The organism is Aeromonas sp. QDB54 (assembly GCF_027707385.1).
Lineage (GTDB): Bacteria > Pseudomonadota > Gammaproteobacteria > Enterobacterales > Aeromonadaceae > Aeromonas > Aeromonas hydrophila.
Genome location: NZ_JAPCIT010000018.1, coordinates 97,761 through 119,367 on the forward strand (window position 1 = coordinate 97,761; position 21,607 = coordinate 119,367).

20 protein-coding genes are annotated in these 21,607 nt (G+C 62.3%); 10 read left to right on the plus strand and 10 right to left on the minus strand.

What is annotated here, in order from left to right:
• Positions 1-21: 21 nt before the first annotated feature.
• Complete coding sequence (locus PG881_RS17420; protein ID WP_016349130.1) at positions 22-267, minus strand: YecH family metal-binding protein; 246 nt, start codon at positions 265-267, stop codon at positions 22-24.
• Between the two features lie 208 nt (positions 268-475).
• Between PG881_RS17420 and PG881_RS17425 the strand changes: the two genes are divergently transcribed.
• Positions 476-1,759: a dicarboxylate/amino acid:cation symporter gene (locus PG881_RS17425; RefSeq protein WP_026080178.1), complete on the plus strand. Its 1,284-nt coding sequence runs from the start codon at positions 476-478 to the stop codon at positions 1,757-1,759.
• A gap of 14 nt (positions 1,760-1,773) precedes the next feature.
• Here the strand turns inward: PG881_RS17425 and PG881_RS17430 are convergent, their stop codons facing one another.
• The gene (locus PG881_RS17430) at positions 1,774-2,088 is read right to left on the minus strand and encodes a putative signal transducing protein (protein ID WP_011704337.1); all 315 of its coding nucleotides are present in this window, start codon (positions 2,086-2,088) and stop codon (positions 1,774-1,776) included.
• 56 nt (positions 2,089-2,144) lie between these two features.
• Positions 2,145-3,047: a LysR family transcriptional regulator gene (locus PG881_RS17435; protein ID WP_011704336.1), complete on the minus strand. Its 903-nt coding sequence runs from the start codon at positions 3,045-3,047 to the stop codon at positions 2,145-2,147.
• Between the two features lie 98 nt (positions 3,048-3,145).
• Here PG881_RS17435 and PG881_RS17440 point away from each other — a divergent pair, with 98 nt between their 5' ends.
• Positions 3,146-4,198, plus strand: a complete 1,053-nt coding sequence (locus PG881_RS17440; RefSeq protein WP_270801649.1) for an HlyD family secretion protein — start codon at positions 3,146-3,148, stop codon at positions 4,196-4,198.
• On the plus strand, positions 4,198-5,751 hold the full coding sequence (locus PG881_RS17445; protein ID WP_270801651.1) for a DHA2 family efflux MFS transporter permease subunit: 1,554 nt from the start codon (positions 4,198-4,200) through the stop codon (positions 5,749-5,751). The genes PG881_RS17440 and PG881_RS17445 overlap by 1 nt, the downstream gene beginning before the upstream one ends.
• A gap of 90 nt (positions 5,752-5,841) precedes the next feature.
• Here the strand turns inward: PG881_RS17445 and PG881_RS17450 are convergent, their stop codons facing one another.
• A complete protein-coding gene (locus PG881_RS17450; RefSeq protein WP_011704333.1) occupies positions 5,842-6,468 on the minus strand; it encodes a lysoplasmalogenase in 627 nt (208 codons plus the stop codon).
• Between the two features lie 188 nt (positions 6,469-6,656).
• On the opposite strand from PG881_RS17450, the gene PG881_RS17455 reads away from it, so the two are divergent.
• Complete coding sequence (locus PG881_RS17455; protein WP_270801685.1) at positions 6,657-6,797, plus strand: hypothetical protein; 141 nt, start codon at positions 6,657-6,659, stop codon at positions 6,795-6,797.
• A gap of 9 nt (positions 6,798-6,806) precedes the next feature.
• The gene (locus tag PG881_RS17460) at positions 6,807-6,929 is read left to right on the plus strand and encodes a hypothetical protein (RefSeq protein WP_270801687.1); all 123 of its coding nucleotides are present in this window, start codon (positions 6,807-6,809) and stop codon (positions 6,927-6,929) included.
• A 59-nt stretch (positions 6,930-6,988) separates the two neighbouring features.
• Here PG881_RS17460 and PG881_RS17465 read toward each other — a convergent pair whose 3' ends face one another.
• The 6 genes from PG881_RS17465 to PG881_RS17490 all read right to left on the minus strand — a co-directional run bounded on the left by PG881_RS17465 (position 6,989) and on the right by PG881_RS17490 (position 15,023).
• On the minus strand, positions 6,989-9,541 hold the full coding sequence (locus tag PG881_RS17465; RefSeq protein WP_135320798.1) for a TRAP transporter permease: 2,553 nt from the start codon (positions 9,539-9,541) through the stop codon (positions 6,989-6,991).
• Between the two features lie 102 nt (positions 9,542-9,643).
• On the minus strand, positions 9,644-10,615 hold the full coding sequence (locus PG881_RS17470; protein WP_016349123.1) for a TAXI family TRAP transporter solute-binding subunit: 972 nt from the start codon (positions 10,613-10,615) through the stop codon (positions 9,644-9,646).
• 415 nt (positions 10,616-11,030) lie between these two features.
• A complete protein-coding gene (locus PG881_RS17475; protein WP_270801657.1) occupies positions 11,031-13,184 on the minus strand; it encodes a S9 family peptidase in 2,154 nt (717 codons plus the stop codon).
• A 224-nt stretch (positions 13,185-13,408) separates the two neighbouring features.
• Positions 13,409-13,840, minus strand: coding sequence for a DUF411 domain-containing protein (locus PG881_RS17480; protein ID WP_011704327.1), 432 nt, complete (start codon positions 13,838-13,840; stop codon positions 13,409-13,411).
• A gap of 49 nt (positions 13,841-13,889) precedes the next feature.
• Entirely contained in the window at positions 13,890-14,213 is a 324-nt protein-coding gene (locus tag PG881_RS17485) for a hypothetical protein (RefSeq protein ID WP_011704326.1), read from the minus strand.
• An 87-nt stretch (positions 14,214-14,300) separates the two neighbouring features.
• On the minus strand, positions 14,301-15,023 hold the full coding sequence (locus PG881_RS17490; RefSeq protein ID WP_270801663.1) for an SDR family oxidoreductase: 723 nt from the start codon (positions 15,021-15,023) through the stop codon (positions 14,301-14,303).
• Between the two features lie 143 nt (positions 15,024-15,166).
• On the opposite strand from PG881_RS17490, the gene PG881_RS17495 reads away from it, so the two are divergent.
• The 5 genes from PG881_RS17495 to PG881_RS17515 all read left to right on the plus strand — a co-directional run bounded on the left by PG881_RS17495 (position 15,167) and on the right by PG881_RS17515 (position 20,286).
• A complete protein-coding gene (locus PG881_RS17495) occupies positions 15,167-16,009 on the plus strand; it encodes a LysR family transcriptional regulator (protein ID WP_270801666.1) in 843 nt (280 codons plus the stop codon).
• A gap of 77 nt (positions 16,010-16,086) precedes the next feature.
• Complete coding sequence (gene kefF / locus PG881_RS17500; RefSeq protein WP_016349118.1) at positions 16,087-16,686, plus strand: glutathione-regulated potassium-efflux system oxidoreductase KefF; 600 nt, start codon at positions 16,087-16,089, stop codon at positions 16,684-16,686.
• A 70-nt stretch (positions 16,687-16,756) separates the two neighbouring features.
• Positions 16,757-18,613, plus strand: coding sequence for a monovalent cation:proton antiporter-2 (CPA2) family protein (locus PG881_RS17505; protein WP_270801672.1), 1,857 nt, complete (start codon positions 16,757-16,759; stop codon positions 18,611-18,613).
• Positions 18,610-18,996, plus strand: a complete 387-nt coding sequence (locus PG881_RS17510; RefSeq protein ID WP_270801675.1) for a SirB2 family protein — start codon at positions 18,610-18,612, stop codon at positions 18,994-18,996. The genes PG881_RS17505 and PG881_RS17510 overlap by 4 nt, the downstream gene beginning before the upstream one ends.
• A 303-nt stretch (positions 18,997-19,299) precedes the next feature.
• On the plus strand, positions 19,300-20,286 hold the full coding sequence (locus PG881_RS17515; RefSeq protein WP_005308002.1) for a helix-turn-helix transcriptional regulator: 987 nt from the start codon (positions 19,300-19,302) through the stop codon (positions 20,284-20,286).
• Positions 20,287-21,607 lie beyond the last annotated feature (1,321 nt).

Here is a 21,607-nt window from a genome sequence, read left to right on the forward strand (position 1 = left end):
GCGGGCGCTCGCCGGCGGGGATCAACCGTGGTTGCAGATCTTGTCGGCGTGAGTCTGGAAACCCTGCTCCGATTCGATGAATTTGCCGCGCTTGGCCAGGAAGTCGATCAGCGCCTCGGCATCCATCTCGCTGGCGCTGCAGGTGTGGAAACGGGCCTCGGCGCCGAAGCGCTCGTCGATGGCCTGCTTGAGGCTGGCCCGGGTAAACTGACCGCCTTGCGCCAGCATCATCTCCATCACTTCGTGACCGTGTACCGATTGAGTCATTGCAAACCTCTTGAATGGACATATTTGATGCCTATTAAATCCTGCCCCACTGCCGACGACCTTGATATAGGCCAACAAATTGCCGATTTCCCTGCGTCCGTACTGGTGATGGCCGCGGCTTTGTCGATAATGTGGCAACCTGAGCAGGGGATGGCTACACTAACGCCCCTTTTTGCCACCGCAGACCGAATATAAGGACATTGGCGTCATGCTGTTCCATGGACTGGCTTTCAAGCCCTGGCGGATCTGGACCCGCCGCCCGCTCTGGTTGAAGACCCTGCTCGGCATGCTGACGGGGATCGGGCTCGGCGCCGGTTTCAGCGAGCAGGCGTTGCTGCTCAAGCCCATCGGCGTGCTGTTCGTCAACACCATCCAGATGCTGATGGTGCCCCTCATCTTCTGCTCGGTCATCGCCGGCCTCACCTCGCTGCTCAAGGGCAAGACCCTCGATCGGATCGCCGGCAAGGCCATCGGCCTCTACCTCTGCTCCACCGCGGTCGCCATCTGCATCGGCCTGATGATGGGCTGGTTGCTGGAGCCCGGCATGGGCGCCAACATGGGGCCCTATGAGCGGGTCGGCATGGCGGAATCCCCCACCCTGGCCAGCGTGCTGAGCCACCTGGTGCCGCGCAACCCGGTACAGGCCATGGTGGACGGCAAGATCCTGCAGGTGATCGTGTTCGCGGTGGCACTCGCCCTCGCCCTCAACGCCACCGGTCGGCGCGGCCGCCCCGCCATCCTGTTCTTCACCTCGCTGGCGGAGGGGATGTTCAAGCTGACCCAGATGGTGATGGCACTGGCCCCTTACGGCGTCTGCGCCCTGATGGCCTGGATGACCGGCAAGTACGGCATGAGCCTGCTGCTGCCGCTGCTCAAGGTGATCGGCGCCGTCTACCTCGGCTGTCTGCTGCACGTGCTCGGCGTCTACAGTAGCCTGCTGATCTTGCTGGCCCGCCTCAATCCTCTGCACTACTTCAAGAGCATCGTCGACGCCCAGGCGGTGGCCTTCACCAGCAGCTCCAGCAACAGCACCCTGCCCATCAGCCTGGCCTGCGCCGAGCGCCGGCTCGGGGTCTCTCCTGCCATCACCGCCAAGGTGCTGCCCATCGGCGCCACCATCAACATGGACGGCACCGCGCTCTATCAGGGGGTAACGGCCCTGTTCGTGGCCCAGGCCTTCGGGGTGGATCTGCACATGGTGGATTACCTGACCATCATCAGCATCGCGACCCTGGCCAGCATCGGTACGGCGGGTACGCCAGGCACCGGCCTGATGCTGCTGACGCTGACGCTGACCGCGGTGGGACTGCCGCTGGAAGGGGTGGCACTGATCGCCGGGATCGACCGGATCCTCGACATGGCGCGCACCACGGTCAACGTCTCCGGCGATATTCTGGTATCCGTGTTGATTGCCCGCAGCGAGCGGGAGCTGGATCTGGCGACCTATCACGACGCCAGCGCAGGCGAGGACATCGACTTCACCCTGCGCTGAGGCAGGGCGAGCGATTAATTTTCGTGGGGATCGTGGTGGCAGCGCCAGCAGACATCGAAGTTGGCGCCGTTCTCCTCCCCGCATTGACCACACAGCCAGCCGTTGCCCTGGCGCTGCTGATAGCGCTCGATGACCCGCCCTGCCTTGCTGCGATCCTGTTCGCGCACCATCAGGGTCACCTGCAGCAGGTCCACCGGCAGTTCGCCCAGGGCGCCCGACAGCGCCTCGCCATTGAGCCGCACCGGCACCCCCTCCACTTCCAGCGCCCCTTTCAGGGCATGGGCCTCCAGCGAATGGGAAGCCCGATACAGATTGATCCAGTGATCCATGTCTTCCCCCTCAGATCCACTCACGATGCCGTGACCACGGCAGCGCCTCTGACCGGCTACAGCAGAGTATCGATGCCGTAGTCGGCCCCCTTGGCCACGATGAAGTCGATGAACACCCGCAATTTTCGCGGCATCAGCCGCCGCTCCGGAAACAGCAGGTAAATCGGTACCCTGGGCTGCTGCCACTCGGGCAGAACGGACACCAGGGTCCCGCTCGCCAGCTCCTCGTGGCAGAGCATGGCAGGCAGGGAGGCGAGCCCCAGCCCAGCCTTCGCCGCCTCTCTGGCACAGGTTATATTATTAACCCGAAAGCGGGAGGGAGGGTCAACCAGCACCTCCTTGTCATCCCGCTCGAAGCACCAGTGCGACGCCAGAAAGCCGCTGGTCACCGCCACCCGCTCATGATGCACCAGATCCTCGGGATGGGTGATGGCGGGGCTGCGCGCCAGGTACGCCGGGCTGGCACAGATCAGGCGGGCGTTGCTCCACAGCCGCCGCGCCGCCAGGTTCGAATCGCTCATGTCACCGATCCGCACGATCGCATCCAGCCCCTCGTTGATGGGATCCACGATGCGATTGGTCAGCTCCAGCTCCACCTGCAGACCGGGATAGGCCTGCAAAAACTCCGCCACCAGCCTGCCCACCACCAGCTGCCCTGCCTCGATGGGTACCGCCAGCTTGAGGGTGCCGGTCACCTCCTGCTGGCTGGCGCTCACCATCAGCTCGGCCTGAGCCAGCTCGTCCACCGCCTTGCTGCAGCGCAGATAGTACTGCTCGCCGGCCTCGGTCAGGGTGAGCTGGCGGGTGGAGCGATAGAGCAGCCGCACGCCGAGGCGCTGCTCCAGCTCGGCGATGCGCCGGCTCACCGTCGCCTTGGTCATGCCCAGCTCCTGGGCGGCCGCGGTGAAGGAGCCCTTGTCGACGATCCGCACTAAAATCAATGCAGCATTCAGATCCATTGTTGCACCAGTGAAACTGTATATCTCATAAATGGATACTAATCGAAACAGTTGGCCGGTGTTAGCCTGCGTCTCTTAAGTTCAGGAATCCCCCCAAAATGAGTCAACACAAGAAGATCCCCCTGCTGGCCGCCATGGTGCTGGCCCTGCTCGGTCTGCTGTTCGCCGGTTACTGGTATCTGCATGGCCGCTATTTCGAGAGCACCGACAACGCCTACCTGCAGAGTGAGGTGACCGGCATCGGCTCCAAGCTGCCGGGCTACATCAGCGAGGTGCTGGTCACCGACAACCAGGCGGTGAAGGCCGGCCAGCTGATCGCCCGGCTGGACGATCGGGAGTACAAGACCAAGGTGGCCGAGGCCGAAGCCGACCTGCGCCTCAATCAGGCGACGGCGGAGAATCTGGCCGCGACCCGCACCCAGCAGTTGAGCCTGATCCGTCAGGCCGAGGCCAAGGTCAGCTCTGCCAACGCCGAGCAGGTGCGCGCCCGGCAACAGGTGCAGCGCGTCAGCCAGCTCAACCAGCGCCACTACAGCTCGCAGGACAGTCTGGACGAGGTGCGGGCCGGATTGCAGGTCAATCTGGCACAGGAGCAGGAGACCAAAGCCGCCCTGCAAGCCGCCCGTGAACGGCTGCTGGTGCTGGATGCCGAGGCCAAGCAGAACCAGGCCAGGCTGGCATTGAGCGCCGCCCAGCTGGAGCAGGCCAAACTTGAGCTGACCTATACCGAGTTGCGGGCACCGGCCGATGGCATCATAGGCAAGCGCAGCCTGCGTGCGGGTCTCTACGTCCAGTCTGGCATGCAGGTCGCCAGCCTGGTGCCGCTGCAACAGGTGTGGGTCGAGGCCAACTTCAAGGAAACCCAGCTGCTCCACATGCAGCCGGGCCAGAAGGTGAAGGTGATCCTGGATGCCTATCCGGATCAACCGGTCGAGGGGATCATCGACAGCCTGGCCCCCGCCACCGGCGCCAAGTTCGCCCTGCTGCCGCCGGAGAACGCCACCGGCAACTTCACCAAGATCGTGCAACGGGTACCGGTCAAGATCCGCATTCCGGAGCCGGGGCCGCTGGCGGGCAAGCTGTTGCCGGGCCTCTCCACCGAGGTGATCGTCGACACCCGCAGCCCTGATCCCGTGGTCGCGGCCCACTGATGGAACCCATCCCGCGTCGCAACTGGATCGCGGTCATGGGGGGCCTCATCGGCGCCTTCATGGCCATCCTCGACATCCAGATCACCAACGCCTCCCTGAAGGACATTCAGGGGGCCCTGTCGGCCACCTTGAGCGAAAGCTCCTGGATCTCCACCTCCTATCTGGTGGCGGAGATGATCGCCATCCCGCTGAGCGGCTGGCTGAGCCGGGGGCTGAGCGTGCGGCGCTACCTGCTGTGGACCACCGGCGCCTTCATCGTCGCCTCCGTGCTCTGCTCATTCAGCTGGAACCTCACCAGCATGATCGTCTTTCGGGCGCTGCAGGGCTTCACCGGCGGGGCGCTGATCCCGATGGCCTTCTCCCTCATCGTCAGTCTGCTGCCGCTGCACAAGCGGGCCACCGGCATGGCGTTGTTCGGCCTGTGCGCCACCTTCGCCCCCGCCATCGGGCCGACCCTGGGCGGCTGGCTGACCGAGCAGATGTCCTGGCACTACATCTTCTACATGAACGTGCCGCCGGGACTACTGGTGATGGCCATGCTGGCCCACGGGCTGGACAAGAAGCCGGTGGACTGGGAGGTGATCAAACGGGTGGATCTCATCGGCATCGTCACCATGGCGGTGGGACTGGGCCTGTTGGAAGTGGTGCTGGAAGAGGGCAACCGGGAGGACTGGTTCGGTTCCAGCTTCATCGTGCGGCTCACCGTCATCTCGGTGGTGGCGCTGGTGTTTTTCGTCATCAGCCAGCTGCTGCGGCGCCACCCGCTGGTCAACCTGCGGCTGCTGCACAACCCGCGCTTCGCGCTGGCCTGCTTCGCCTATCTGGTGCTCGGCATGGCGCTGATGGGTTCCATCTATGTGCTACCGCTCTACATGACCCAGATCCACAACTACAACGCGCTGGAAATCGGTGAGGTGCTGATGTGGATGGGGCTGCCGCAGTTGCTGGTACTGCCGCTGGTGCCCAGACTGACCCACAAGATAGATCCGCGCTATCTGGTGAGCTTCGGCTTTCTGGTGTTCGCCGTCAGCTGCTTCATGAACATGAACATGAGCGCGGATTACGCCGGGCCTCAGCTGATCCAGTCGCTCATCGTGCGGGCGCTGGGCCAGCCCTTCATCATGGTGCCGCTCTCCCTGGTGGCGACCGCCAGCCTGACCCACGACGAGATCCCCTCCTCCTCGACCCTGCTCAACGTGCTGCGCAACCTGGGCGGCGCCTTCGGCATCGCCATCATCGCCACCCTGATCGACAACGACACCCGCATCCATATCAGCCAGATCAGCAGTACCCTGGCCGCCAGCAGCATAGAGGGGCAGAGCTACCTGCTGCAGCTGGCCCAGACCATGATGGCGCAGGGCTCCGGCCCCGAACTGGCCCGTCAGCAGGCCCAGGCCATGCTGTCGAACACCATCAGCCGGGAGGCGGCCATCATGGCCTACAACCAGGTGTTCTTCGTGATGGGCATCTTCCTGCTGCTCGCCAGCGGCCTGATGCTGCTGCTCAAGCAGCCCGCCCCCAGGGCAGCCGATGCCGAACCGCTCGAGGCGTGAAAAACGGTGGGAATGGCATAGCAAAACGGGCCTGAGGGCCCGTTTTTTTGTCTGCACACGCCCCTTGGCGAGGGGACAACTCAGCCACAGTCACCCCGCCAGCGAGGCGGCAATCAGAAACTGGGCGGCGAAGTAGCTGGTCATCACCCAGGCGGTAGCATGGGGGAAGGGACGGCGGAAGCGGTCCAGCGCCAGCATGCTGTCGGAGAAGAGGAACATCAGCGCCCCCACCAGGGCGGCGGCACTGCCGGCGGTGAGGGAGGCATGCCAGGCGCCGGCGGCGACCCAGGCCATGCCGATGATCACCAGCATGTAGCAGAACACGGGCACCTTCATCTCCCCCAGCTTGCCCCACAGCAGGCCGAACACCATGCCGGCCACCAGCAGCAACAGCAGGCCATCCACCAGATTCAGCACCAGCGGCCCCTGGGCGAAGCCGACGATGTAGCAGAGGTGCGCGACAAAAAACGCCGCCAGCCCCTGGATGAAGCGGTCGCTCGGCAACATCAGCAGCACGTCACCGGCCAGCGACAGGCAGAGACCGAGCAGGATCCAGGCGTGGGAACCGTCGTGGTCATAGCTCTGATAGCCGAAGGCCAGCGCTATGATGAGCAGCATGGTCAATGGCTTGCTGATGTAGAACTGACGGGAGTCTGAGCCATAGGCCGCACGAATGTGCCACCAGCCCGATGCGATGATCAAGAAACTCAATAACATGCCCTGCTCCTCACGTGTTGCTCGCAGTCATACGGCAACATCTTCTTGCTGACAAGCAGAGTAACAAATTCCCCCGCCCAGTGGCAGAGGCGCTCAGCAAACGAGCAGTCTACGCCTAAAGTCTAATTGTCCCGCCCACCCTGTTCGGGCATAAGGGACGGGTCCGGAGGATCACCATGGAAGACGCAATGAAAAACTATCTGCCCGCTATCGATATCATGATGTGCCACCTTGGCATCAGCTTCGAGCAAGCCTGCGAACAGCTGGGCCTGAGCCAGGTGGAACAACAGACCCTGAGCCTGCTGCAGGAGCAGGAGCCGCAGGAATAATCCCTCCCGGTGATGGATATCATGATGTGCCGCCTTGGCATCAGCTTCGAGCAAGCCTGCGAGCAGCTTGGCCTGAGCCAGGTGGAACAACAGACCCTGAACCTGCTGCAGGAGCAGGATCCGCAAGAATAAGCCCCCCAGCGGGGAACATGAAAACGGCGCCATGATGGCGCCGTTTTTATTGACCCTGCTTATGCTCGCACCACCCGGCGCCGTTGCAGCCAGACGATCAGCGCAAACAGCAGGAAGCCGGGCAGCCACATCAGCTCCTTGCGCCAGCGCTCGGTGGGGGCCTTGACCACCAGGATCTCCTGATCAAACTCCATGCCGGCTGCCGCTGCCGGACTGCCGAAGGTGACGCTGTCGATCAGGGTCTTGCCATCCTGCTCATAGAGCGCGAGCCCCAGGCTGGCGAGGCGGGCTTCCCCATCCTCCCCTGCCGGCACCGCCAGCAGCACGGTCGACTGACGCAGCTTGCCCACCGCATCCTCACCCTGGATCCGCAGCCGCAGGGTGCTCTCCGCCTCCACTTCGCCCAGGGTCTGGGCCAGCTGGGCCGGCGGCGTCTCGCGATAGGGATCGTGCACCATGTCCATCCAGAAACCGGGGCGGAACAGGGTGAAGGCCACCAGCAACAGCAGCACGCTCTCGTACCAGCGACTCTTCACCAGGAAATGACCCTGGGTGGCGGCGGCGAAGATCAGCATGGCAACGGTGGCCACCATGAAGATCAGCACCCCGTGGGCAAAGTCCACGTCGATCAGCAGCAGGTCGGTGTTGAAGATGAACAGGAACGGCAGCGCCGCGGTCCGCAGGCTGTAGTAGAAGGCGGTGATGCCGGTCTTGATGGGATCACCCTTGGAGACGGCCGCCGCCGCGAACGAGGCGAGCCCCACCGGCGGCGTCACATCGGCCATGATGCCGAAGTAGAACACGAACAGATGCACCGCGATGAGCGGCACGATCAGCCCGTTCTGCTGCCCGAGCGTCACCACCACCGGCGCCAGCAGGCTCGAGACCACTATGTAGTTGGCGGTGGTGGGCAGCCCCATGCCGAGGATGAGGCTCAGCAAGGCGGTCAGCAGCAGCATCAGCAGCAGGTTGCCCATGGAGAGCATCTCCACCAGATCCGCCAGCACCAGACCAACCCCGGTCTGGGAGACAGCACCGACGATGATCCCCGCCGTGGCAGTGGCGATGCCGATGCCGATCATGTTGCGGGCACCGGCCACCAGCCCCTCTCGCAGATCGATCAAGCCGTCCTGCAGGGAGCCGTAATCGTGACGGCCATCGCTGCGCAGCCAGTTAAGCAGCGGGCGCTGGGTCAGCAGTATGATCACCAGCATCACGGTGCCCCAGAAGGCCGACAGCCCGGGCGAGAGCCGTTCCACCATCAGGCACCACACCAGCACCACCACCGGCAGCAGGAAGTGCAGGCCGGAGAGCAGCACGGTACGGGTGTTGGGCAGCTCGGTCAGCGGCTTGTCCGGATCCTCCGCCGCCAGCGGCTCATTGCTGGCGGCAATCTTCAGCAGCCCCAGATAGGTGGCAGCCAGCAGCAGGGCGATACCGGGCAGGGCATAGTCGCCCAGCGCCGGCTTGAGCCAGCCCAGGCCGTAGTAGACCGCCATCGACAGCCCGCTGATCAGGGCGGCGCCAAAGGCAAAGCCGGTCAACCGGCGCAGCCAGGGCTTGGGCTGATGGTCGCCGATGGGCTGCATGCCGAGCTTGAGCGCCTCCAGATGGACGATGTAGAGCAGCGCTATGTAGGAGATGGTCGCCGGCAGGAAGGCGTGCTTGATGATCTCGACGTAGGGAATGCCCACGTACTCCACCATCAGAAAGGCCGCAGCCCCCATCACCGGCGGCATGATCTGGCCGTTAACCGAGGAGGCCACTTCCACCGCCCCCGCCTTCTCCGAGCTGAACCCCACCTTCTTCATCATGGGAATGGTAAAGGTACCGGTGGTCACTACGTTGGCGATGGAGGAGCCGGAGATGAGGCCGGTCAGGCCGGAGGCCACCACCGCCGCCTTGGCCGGGCCACCGCGCAGGTGGCCGAGCAGGCTGAAGGCGAGCTGGATGAAGTAGTGGCCGGCACCGGCCCGCTCCAGCAGGGCACCGAACAGCACGAACAGGAACACGAAGCTGGTGGAAACGCCGAGGGCGATGCCGAACACCCCCTCAGTAGTGATCCACTGGTGGTTGGCCAGCGCGGTGAAGCTCACCCCGCGGTGGGCCAGCAGGCCCGGCATCCAGGGCCCCGCCAGGCTGTAGGCGAGAAATACCAGGGCGATCACCGCCAGGGCCGGCCCCAAGGCGCGGCGGGCGGCCTCCAGCAGCAGCGGGATGCCGATGCAGGCAGTCACCAGATCGGCGGTGGTGAGGTTGCCCGGCCGCTGGGCCAGCGCCTCGTACATCACGAACAGATAGGAAGCGGCGCCGGCGGCCACCAGCCCGAGCGCCAGATCGCCGAGCGGCACCCGGTCGCGCGGCGAGCGGCGAAAGGCCGGGAACACCAGATAGGCCAGCAGCAGGGCGAAGGTGAGGTGAATGGCACGGGTCTCGGTGTCATTGAGTACGCCGAAGCCCAGCATGAAGGGCAGCGGCGAGGCGATCCAGAGCTGGAACAGCGACCAGGCGAGCGCCAGGGTGGTGATGCACCCACCCATGATGCCGAGCGGCAGACGCGCCCCCACATCCTGTGCGATCAGTTCCTCGGTAGAGAGTTGTTTATCTTGCATAGGGGTTAACTTGTGCCAACGAGTACAACGACACGACACCCGCTGCCACGGGCTGCGGCAGGCGGGTGTCGAAGAGAGTGACAGCGGCCCTTGGGCCCGCTATCAGAGCCAGCCGCGCTCTTTGTAGTAGCGGGCAGCCCCTTCATGCAGCGGGGCGGAGAGACCCACCTTGATCATGTCGGCCTCTTTCAGGTCGGCGAAGGCCGGGTGCAGGCGCTTGAAACGATCCAGGTTGTCGAACACCGACTTCACCAGTTGATAGACCACTTCCGGATCGGCCTTGGCACTGGTGGAGAGTACCGCCTTGCCGCCGATGGACGGGGTCGGCTGGTCGCTGCCCTTGTAGATGCCGCCCGGGATCTCGGCCTTGCTGTAGTAGCTCTTCTCGGCCAGCAGCTTGTCGATGTCGGCACCGGTGACCGGGACCAGCACCGCGTCGGTGGTGGTGGAGGCTTCCTGGATGGCGCCGTTCGGATGGCCGACGAAGTAGCTCATGGCGTCGATGTTGTTGTCGCCGAGTGCTGAGGCCTGCTCGGCCGGCTTGAGCTCGGAGACCAGGCCGAAATCACCCTTCTTCCAGCCCTTCACCGCCATGATCTCTTCGAAGGTATCGCGCTGACCGGAACCAGGGTTGCCGATGTTGACCCGCTTGCCCTTGAGATCGTCGAAGCCGGCGATCTTGGCGTCCTTGCGGGCCAGGATGGTGAACACCTCGCTCTGCAGGGAGAAGACGGCGCGCATGTCGTCCATGGCCCCCTCGGCCTGGAATGGCGGCAGCCCCTTCATCGCCTTGTACTGATGGTCGGACTGCATGATGCCGAAGTTGAATTCACCGCTGCGGATGCCGTTGACGTTGGCCACCCCGCCACCGCTGGCCGGGGCGTTGCACTTGATCTGGTGATCGGCGGCGCCGCGATTGAGGAAGCGGCAGATGGACTGGCCCGCCACGTAGTAGACACCGGTCTGACCGCCGGTGCCTATGGTCACGAAGCGCTCCTGCGCCTGCACCGGGCCACCAAACGAGACGCCGGCCAGGACAGCCGACAGGGCACACGCCAGGGATAATCCTTTCATGTTGTTCATCCTTTTTGATTGATTCAGCTCGCCCGTTCCACGGGCGAATGCCGGACAAACCACCGTTCTGCGTCGGCGGTTGCCCATGACCTCGATATGAGGAATCGGGTGAACGGCGAACGTTCCCCAAAAAGCCACCAGCATCCTGTGGTGAGACAGTCGGCTTCATGCCAACCGAAGATAATTGGCCCCGAAGGGGCCAATTAAAGAGTCATAACGGCTTCGATTAAGCACACGGCGCCAACATAAATCAAACAAAAACACAAAATGATGGATATGGATGACGAGAAATTTGAAGCCGATCATTAATTTGCTGATCAGAGATTAATTGAATGTGCTACCGGTCGGCAGACAGAATGGGATGAGGGAGATTCTTTTGCAGCCCTTGACTGGCAAGGGCTGCAACTGTGGTGACTTATGCTTGTGGCTTGGCCAGATCCAGAATAAACGCGAACTCCAGCGCGATGTCCTCGTAGGCTTTGAAGCGACCCGACTTGCCGCCGTGACCGGCGTCCATGTCGGTGCTCAGCAACAACTTGTTATCATCCGTCTTCAGCTCGCGCAGCTTGGCCACCCACTTGGCCGGCTCCCAGTACTGCACCTGGGAGTCGTGCAACCCGGTGGTCACCAGCAGGTTGGGATAGGCCTGCGCCTTGACCTGATCGTAGGGGCTGTAGGCCTTCATGTAGTCGTAGTAGCGCTTCTGGTTCGGGTTGCCCCACTCGTCGTACTCCCCGGTGGTGAGGGGAATGGACTCGTCCAGCATGGTGGTGACCACGTCGACGAACGGCACCTGGGCCACCACGCCGCGATAGAGCTGGGGCGCCTGATTGATGACGGCCCCCATCAGCAGGCCGCCGGCGCTGCCGCCCATGGCGTAGACCTGATCCCTGGCGCCGTAGCCCTGTGCCACCAGCGCCTCGGTCACGTCGATGAAGTCGTTGAAGGTATTCTGCTTTTTCAGCAGCTTGCCATCTTCATACCAGTGGCGGCCCAGCTCCTCGCCACCACGGATGTGGGCGATGGCGTAGACGAAGCCGCGGTCCAGCAGGCTCAACCGGGCGCTGCTGAAGTCCGGGTCCATGCTGGCGCCGTAGGAGCCGTAGCCGTAGACCAGCAGCGGATTGGGGTGCGAGCCGGCCCCCTCTTGCTTGAACTTGTCCTTGCGATAGACCAGCGACACCGGCACGGCCACGCCGTCACGGGCGGTGATCCAGAGCCGCTCGCTGGCATACTGGTCGGCCTTGAAGCCCGCCACCGGCTGCTGCTTGAGCAGGGTGCGCTTGCCGCTGTCCAGATCGAGCTCGTAGGTGGACGAGGGGGTGGTCATGGAGGAGTAGCCATAGCGCAGGGCGCTGGTATCCGGCTCCGGGTTGTAGGCGAGCCAGGTGACATAGGCCGGATCGTCGAAGGCGATCTCCTTCTGCTCGCCGCTCTGCCAGTTGACCTGCCGCAGCCGGGTCAGCCCCTGACTGCGCTCCTCCAGCACCAGCCACTCCTTGAACAGGGCATAGCTCTCCAGCAGCACGTCCGGATTGGGGGCAATCACCGCCTTCCAGCGATCCACCGGGCTCTCCTTGGTCTCGTAGAGGCCGAAGTTCTTGCCGTCCTTGTTGGAGCGCACATAGAAGCGGCCGCGGTAGTGATCCAGGCTGTATTCGTGATCCACCTGGCGCGGCAGGAACAGCCGCGGCGCCTGGGTCGGCACGTTGGCATCGATGAGGCGCGCCTCGCCCGAGGTGGTGCTGGAGAGGGCGATGACGATGAAATCTTCCGAGGTGGTGGCGTAGAGGCTCACATAGAAGGAGTCGTCCTTCTCCTCATAGACCAGCTTATCCTTGGCCGGATCCGTGCCCAGCTCGTGGCGATAGACCTGATAGGGCAGCAGTGTCTTGGGGTGCTTGCGCACGTAGAACACCGTCTTGCTGTCGTTGGCCCACACCAGATTGCCGGAGGTGTTCTCCAGCGTGTCGGCGGCCCATTTGCCGCTCTCCAGGTCGAGGAACTGGATCTGGTACTGACGGCGGGAGAGGAAATCTTCCGCCACCGCCAGCCAGCGGTTGTTGCGGCTCACCTCGAGCGCCCCCAGGGCGTAGAACTCGTGGCCTTCGGCACGCTGGTTGCCGTCCAGCAGCAGGCTCGCAGCCTCTTCACCCAGCTTGCTGCGCGAATAGATGGCGTACTCCTTGCCCGGCTCGTAGCGGGTCTGGTAGCGATAGCCGTTCTTCACGTAGGGCACCGACTCGTCCTGCTGCGGAATGCGGGCCACCATCTCCTGATAGAGCTGGTCGCGCAGCGGCTTGATCGGTTTGAGCATGGCGTCGGTGTAGGCGTTTTCAGCCTCGAGGTAGGCCAGCACCTCGGGTTTCTGGCGCTCGTCATCGCGCAGCCAGTAGTAGTTGTCGACCCGGGTATCCCCGTGTTTCTTGATGGCGTGAGGGTGTTTGGCGGCCACGGGAGGCTGGATCAGGGTGTCGCTTGTGGGCATGGCGGACTCATCATTGGCATATGAACAGGGAACGGCGGCCAGACAAGCCAGCAGCAGAAGCCCTCGGGAAAAGGTGAACATGTCGCATCCTTTGCGCTGTAAAAGGGTTGGCGGACCTGAGCCTTGGCTCCTTGGACAGGGGATCAATCTGCCCCTTGTCGCCTTCAGTTGCAAGTTCTCCCGCGCCCTGATGTAAAAGGGCCGCCATCTCGCGATGGCGGCCCCCATACCTGACCGTGAGCGACACGGGCTCGCTCAGGTGTGCCTCACATGATGGAAGTGTGTCTGCTCACGGCCAGTTTTCATCAGCCGGGGTAGCTCGACCAGACCTTGGTCGCGCCCTCGTTGCTGATGCTCAGCACCTGATAGGGCTGACCCGGAATATCCATGCCTGGCGCACTCTGGGGCATGCCCGGAATGGTCAGGCCGCGGATCGCCGGTTTTTCCTTGAGCAGCTTCTGCACGTCGGCGGCGGGTACATGCCCCTCCACCACATAGCCGTTCACCACCCCGGTGTGGCAGGAAGCCAGCTGCGGAGTGATGCCGTACTGCTGCTTGACCGGTTCAAGCTGCTCGGTTTCGACGACCTTGACCTCAAAGCCGTTCTCTTCCATGTGCTTGATCCAGGTCTTGCAGCAGCCGCAATACTGGGACTTGTAGACGGTCATCTGCTCGGTTGCCAGAGCAGAAAAACTGACGGTACCGGCCAGCACGGCCAATAACAGGGACTTGTACATAACTCACCTCGGATAAGAAGAAATGCCCAAAAAAACGGGGGGACTCGACTCAACCGAGATGACGGGGTGGACGCTCCAGCCGGTCGGTCGGAACATCCGGCATGAACTGGGAAGGGGAAATGAAATCCGGGGTATCGGGTTCCAGCATGGCAACCGTCAGGCTGTCGCCGGTGAGCACCGTCATGGCGAGCGCCGAGGTGAAGCTGCCGCAGGGCATGGCCTTCTCCAGGGTACGTTCGCTCTGGCTGCAATGGGGCGTCAGGGTGCAGAGATCGGTCGCCGCCCGGCTGCCAAACGACATCAGCACCATCAGCAGACTCCACAGGGGGAGCCAGCGGCGGGCGCGAGCGAGTTGGCGACGGGTCAGAACCATGAGACGACTCATTGACGAAAGGTGGCCTATGGTAACCCTTGGCCCAGGGGGAGGGTCAAGCCCTCCCCCGCTTCCAGTCAGCCGCCATCAAGGTTGCTGACGGGTGGCCGCCAGCACGATCTCGCGCACGCAGACATTGGCCGGCTGGCTCCATGCATAGAGCACGGCGTCGGCGATCACCTCAGGCGCAATGACGCCTCCCATCTGATCCTTCCAGTCGTGGTAGCCGGCCTTGATGCTCTCGTCCGTGGTGTGGCTGAGCAGCTCGGTTTCCACCGCGCCCGGGGCTATGGTCACCATCCGCACGCCGACGTCGGCCACCTCTTCCCGGATGTTCTCGGTCAGGGCGTGCACCGCGAACTTGGTGGCGCAGTAGGCGGCATGGTTCGGGAAGGTCTTGCGACCAGCGATGGAGCTGATGTTGATGATGGTGCCGCTGCGGCGCGCCTTCATGCCGGCCAGCACGGCGTGAACACCGTTCAACACCCCCATCACGTTGATGTTGAGCATCTGCTGCCACTCCGCCGGGTCCTGCACATCGGCCTGTCCCAGCAGCATGACGCCGGCATTGTTGACCAGACAGCCAACCGGGCCGAATTGTGCCTCGGCCTGCTGGATGGCGGCCTTCATGGCGGCGGTGTCGGTCACATCAACCCCGATGCAGAGGGTATCGGGCAGCGCCAGTGCCTGCATGGGTTCGACCCGGCGGGCCAGCAGCAGCAGCGGATGGCCGGCGGCGGAGAAGGCGCGAACGATGGCGGCACCGATCCCGGCGGAGGCGCCGGTGATCACGACGAGAGGCTTGGACATGATGTTTTCCTTCTGATTCAAGAGTCGGTTTGAGCAAACAAGCGGCTGGCCAGCACGGAACGGGATCACTATAGTCACTGCATCCATCAGTGATAAATATTGTTTTCCGCTGGTTATCATCTGAAAAAACTATGGTTGGGCTTATGCTGGACTTGAGACTGCTGCGCTTCTTCATCGCCATCTATGAAGAGAAGAACATCACGGCGGCGGCCGAACGCTGCCACGTCAGCCAACCCTCCCTCTCGGCGGGGCTGCGCCAGCTGGAAGAGACCCTGGGTGACAGCCTGTTCATTCGGGGCAAGAAGGGGGTGGCGGCCAGGGATCAGGCCCATTACCTCTATCCCCACGCGGTCAAGCTGGTGGAAGAGGCGCGCCGCCTGCCGGCGCTGTTTCGCCAGAAGGCGACGCGTGCGCGGCTCAACATGGCCATCATGCCGGACCTGAGCCGGCGGCGGGTGGCGGGATTGCTGCAGCAGGTGCAGGCTGTGCTACCCGAGCTGGATCTCACCCTCTCCGATTACGGGACGCCTGCCGACTGTCGGCTGACCCTGGATGCCCTGCGCCGCGAAGACGAGATCTTCCTGCCGCTGTGGGAGGAGGATTATGTCTTGTGCGTGCCCCGCGACCATCCCCTCGCCAGCCGCCAGCAACTCGAGTTGGCCGAGCTGCAACATTATGATTTTATTGAGTGCCCTCCCTGCGAAGCCCATCAGCAGACCATAGGCCTGCTGGCCTGTGACCGACTGACCCTCAATCTGGTGGCCAAGGCCGAGAGCAAGGGGCTGGTGATGGCGCTGGTGCTGGCCGGGGTCGGCATCAGCTTTCTGCCAGACGGGCTGGTGGAGGACGAAGCGGGTCTGTGTACCGTGCCGGTGCGCGGGCCACGGATGTTCCGGCGCATCGGCCTCTGCTATCCCGCCCACCAGACCCTCAATCCGGCGCTGCGCGAGCTGATCCCGGAACTGGCGAGCCATGGCGCTTCTTGATAACGTCGCTGCTCAATGCATCTTTTTTTCGCCGGTCGCTTGCACCGGTATTTGGCCCCTCTTCAGATCAGGAACCCATGAAACGCATTCTGGTTATCTTTTCACACCCGGCGCTGCAGAGCTCCCGGGCCAACAAACAGCTGCTGCAGGCCATCGACGGCCTGGAAGGCGTCACCCTGCACGACCTCTACCAGCACTACCCCAACATGTTCATCAACGTGAAGCGGGAGCAGGCCCTGCTCTCTGAACACGACATCATCGTGTTCCAGCACCCCTTCTACTGGTACTCCTGCCCGGCCATCATGAAGGAGTGGATGGATCTGGTGCTGGAGTATGGCTACGCCTACGGCCCGGAAGCCCACGCCCTCAACGGCAAGCAGTGGCTGTCGGCCATCACCACCGGTGGCGCCCCCGAGTCTTATTGCAGTGAAGGCTACAACCAGCGCCCGCTGCTCGACTTTCTGCTGCCGTTCCGGCAGACGGCCCAGCTGTGCGGCATGAGCTGGTTGCCGCCATTCGTGCTGCACTCCTTTCACAAGATCCGGGATCAGGAGGCACTGCGCCGCTGTGGTCAGGACTATCGCCAGCTGCTGTGTGCCCTGCGCGACGAACAACTGACCCCGGCCCAGCTTGCCGGCAGCCCCTATCTGCGCGATCTGCTGGAGGTACTCTCATGACCCGCTCTCGATCCGGGCGATGGCCCGGCCTGCCGACATTGGTCTCCACCACTGTACGGAGGATCCGCTGATGGGACATGGTTTGCTGTTCGATGCCTTCATCTACCTCTCCGCCGCGGTGATCGCGGTGCCGCTGGCCAAACGCTGGGGGCTGGGATCCGTGCTCGGTTACCTGCTGGCGGGCATCATCATAGGTCCCTTCCTGCTGGAGCTGGTGGGTGAACAAAAGGATGTGATGCACTTCGCCGAGTTCGGGGTAGTGCTGATGCTGTTTCTGGTCGGGCTGGAGCTCAGGCCGGCGCTGCTGTGGCAGTTGAAGGGACCGATCCTCGGCACCGGCGGGCTGCAGGTGCTGCTCACCACGGCCGCCCTGACCGGTGTGGCCCACCTCATCGGCCTGCCGTGGCAACAGGGGCTGGCCATCGGCCTCATCCTGGCGCTCTCCTCCACCGCCATCGTGCTGCAGAGCCTGCAGGAGCGCAAACTGATGCAGAGCGAGAGCGGCCGCTCCGCCTTCGCCGTGCTGCTGTTCCAGGACATCGCCGTCATCCCCATCCTGGCGATCCTGCCGCTGCTGGCCATCGCGCCGGTAGCCAGCAGCGGCAGCTCGGAGCTGGCCGGCTGGCAACACGGCCTGCTGGTGGTGGCTGCCATCTCCGGCATAGTGCTGGGTGGTCATTACCTGATGCGACCGGTGTTTCGCGCCATCGCCCAGTCCCACATGCGGGAGATCTTCGTCGCCGCCGCCCTGCTGCTGGTGATCGCCATCGCCGTGCTGATGGAGTCGGTCGGCCTCTCCCCCGCCCTCGGCTCCTTCCTCGCTGGCGTGGTGCTGGCGGACAGCGAATATCGCCATGAGCTGGAGGCAGACATAGAGCCGTTCAAGGGGCTGCTGCTCGGCCTCTTCTTCATGTCGGTGGGCGCCGGCATCAACTTCGGGCTCTTTGCCGAACACCCGCTGCTGATCCCGGCTCTGGTGGTCGGCCTGATGGTGCTCAAGTGGCTGGTACTGATGGCGCTCGGCTTTGCCATTCGCATCTCGCCGAGTCAGCGCTGGACCTTTGGGCTGGCGCTGGCCCAGGGCGGGGAGTTCGCCTTCGTGCTGTTCTCGTTCGCCGCCCAGAACAAGGTGCTGCCGGGGGATACCATCGCCCTGCTGACCCTGGTGGTGGCACTCTCCATGGCGCTGACGCCGCTGCTGTTGATCCTCAACGATCGGGTGATCCAGCCCTGGTTCGACTATCGCAACCAGAGTGAATTGCCGCAGCACGAGCAGCCGGAGCTGGTGGAGCACCCGGTCATCATCGCCGGCTTCGGCCGTTTCGGTCAGATCGTGGGCCGTCTGCTGCACGGCCACGGCATCGGCACCACCATTCTCGAGCAGGATGCCAGCCAGATCGAGATGCTGCGCAAGTATGGCTATCAGGTGTTCTACGGCGATGCCAGCCGGCTTGACCTGCTGCACGCCGCCGGTGCCCACAAGGCCAAGCTGCTGGTGCTCTCCATCAACGATCCGGCCACGTCACTCGAAGTGATTGAAATGGTGAAGAAACACTTCCCGCACCTTAAGATACTGGCGCGAGCCCAGGATCGTCCCCACGCTCACGAAATCCTGCGCCAGGGCGTGGGCAGCGTGTACCGGGAAACCCTGGGTTCTGCCGTGGATCTGGGGGTGGAAGCCCTGACCCAGCTCGGCTTTCGGGCCAACCAGGCCTGGCGGGCCGGCCAGACCTTCAAGCAGCACGACAACTGGCTACTGCGGGAACAGGTCAACTACCTGGACGACGAACACACCTATATCAACAAGAGCCTGCAATACCGGGACATCCTCTCCGATCTGCTGCAAGACGATCAGGAAGGACAGGAGCGCATTCACGCTCACAACTGGAACAGCGGTCTGCCCGACAACGACAAGGAAGCAATATGATTACCTATTACCCCATGCTCAAACACCTGCACATGACGCTGGCGCTGGTCAGCGTGCTGCTGTTCCTCTATCGCTGGCTGCTGGCCCTGGGGGGCAGTGCCCGCCTGCAGCAGAAGTGGCTGAAGATCCTGCCCCATGTCAACGACACCTTCCTGCTGCTGTTCGGGGTGCTGCTGGCGGTGACCCTGCAGATGAGCCCAGGCCAACAACCCTGGCTGATGGCCAAGCTGATTGCCCTGGTGATCTACATCGGCCTCGGCGTCATGGCACTCAAGCGCCCTGCGCGCGGCCAGAAGCTGGTGGCCGGCCTCGCTGCCCTGGCGGTATTTGGCTACATGGTGGGCGCCGCCATCACCAAATCCGCCTTGTCCTGGCTGGCCTGATCCTGCCAAAAAATACCTGCCTGACGGAGGGGAGCCATCCCCTCCACATCATATTCTGCGTTTCCCCGTCATTTCTGTTTTTTCCTCTCTCTCAAATCCGTAAGACAGCACTTTCATTTGGTGATTTTTCATCATTTTTAAGCCTCGATTGCTGCCCAAAATGATAGCAATTATGTTTAGGATCATGTGGTTAGCTTGGTTTGTATGAAAATGGCGACAGTTGTCGCAGCAAAACTTGCGACATAGACTGTCGCAAGGCATGGCTAGGATACACTCAACGCTAAACCAGTGAAGGCATGCACCATGAGTAAGAAGCTGTTACGACAACTGACCTTGGCGCGTTGCATCCCGCACCGCCCTTACAAGCTGACCGCCAGCCAACTCCAGGTAAAACTGGAAGAAGAAGGCATCCACGTCAGTCTGCGTACCGTGCAACGGGACCTGGAAGAGATGTCCGGCATGGGGTTGTTCGATCTCACCTCGGATGAACGCAGCAAACCACACGGTTGGTGCTTCGAGCGCCATGGCCTCAACGATTTTGCCAACATCATGCCGCTCTCCTTGGCAGTGGCGCTGAAAACCTGGAGCGATCAGGCCAGCCAGCTGTTGCCGGCCAGCGTCCTGACCGAACTGAACCCCTTGGTCGACAAGGCCAGCCAGGTGATCCGCGACAGCCAGAGCGAACTGGCTGAACGCTGGCTCGAGAGCGTGCACCAGTCACCGCGTCCGTTTGCCGGCAACCCGGAGATCCGCCGCAGCACCCTGATCCGCGATGCATTGTGGCGTGGCCGCAAGTTCAGTGCCGAGATCCAGCGGGTCATCAAGGAGCGCACAGTATGGCTCTGCTACGACCGCATCAATCCGCTCGGCATCCTGAACCAGGCGGAAGGGCCGACCCTGCTCTGCACCCTGTCCGAGCTGGATCCCAAGGTCTACGGCATCCCGTTCGATCACATCAAGAATGTGGAGCTGACCAACTTCAGCGCGACCCAGCCGAAGGATTTCAACATCCAGAAACTGATCCGCGATCAGGGGTATCAGGATGTCAGCGGACCGATCCGCTTCGTCGGTCGCATCGATGCCAACTGTCCGACCCTGGTCGACGGGCAGATCCCCGGCCACAATCCGCGCATGACTCGCTACGACAAGCGCAGCGTGGTGGTGGAAACCGAGGTGCAGGACACCCCCGAGTTCCGCACCTGGCTCAACAACATGAGTGGGAATCTGGAAGTGCTGGCGCCCGAATCCTTGCGCAAGGCATATCCGACACCGGGTAGCCGCGTCAGCTGACCACCGCAGAAAAAAGCCGGGCCAAGCCCGGCTTTTTGTATTCTTTTTGAGCATATTTATTCAACTAATTTTTAAGTCTTGCTCACCGAATTGAGCCTGTTTGTACCATCGTTTTCGCCCCGTTTTTGCGTGTAAGAGATCCGCCATGGCAGCTGTAAGAGGCCACTGTGTCGAACCGTACGCGAAGCCATCTTTGAATCCACATTCTTTCCCATGAAACAAACTAATGCCATGATTTATATAACCTTATCTCTATAGCATTGGTCATTAATCCGTTCTCGCCACGCCAATAACGTCGGAACCTCCCTTGTTCCGCCCCCTGATTCCCTTAATATGGGTTTCACAAGGACGGAGCTGGTTCGGCAGGATGCAGAAACAGCGCATAAGTAGGGAATAAACCACAGGGTGTGGGCAAGGAACACCTCAGGATGAGGGCGGTAACTAGGATGGTTATCAAACGGATTACAGGACACCACGGGACGTGGTTGCGGACACCTCGGGATGAGGCAGAGCAAACAGGATGATTGCTCTTCAGGAAGAATATGGACCTCGCCGGAGGCGAGCAGGACAGCTTCAGGATGAAGCGAGACAACCCGGATGGTTGTCTGTCAGGATGACGTAAGGAACACCACGGGATGTGGTAACGGACACCTCCAGGATGGAGAGAGTGCAGCAATCAGGAGCGATTGCCAGGCTAGGATGGCCACAGGACACCTCAACGGATTGGGAAGGGGATATTCCGAAGGATCAGGATAAAGTCAGGGATTGCAGGGAGCGTTGCAGTTCATGGACTGGACTAGATGACTTGAGGGGACGGCAGCCGCCGTCCCCTTTTCTTTATGTGCATTTTGTACCAGAACGGGCCAATGACATGACATGGGAATCTATTCGCTGCCGCAGCACATCGAGCCCCCCCTCAATCTGGGTGCCCATTGTCAGCCAGAATACCCGCCTCTCTCACATCCTATTCACTTCGTGAACGCTGTTGCTCTGGGTTAACTGCAGCCACCCACAAGGCTCCCCGGCATTCGCTCAGACCTTCTTAAAAGTGCTTCAACCAAGGAAGGCTCCCAGCACAAATCATGTGTACAGCTGGCTCATGGCGCGCACAGCAACATTCCCACACACCAGAAACACAGGGTGGAATGGACCCATCCCGACATGACCACCGTCTGGCTCTGCGTGTTTTACTGAATCGAGTAAGGAAAAAAGAGGCAATTCGGGGAACATGAGTGCGGTGCCGGAAACGAAAAAAAGCCCAGTCGTTAGACTGGGCTTCTTAAGTAGTGGCGGAGCGGACGGGACTCGAACCCGCGACCCC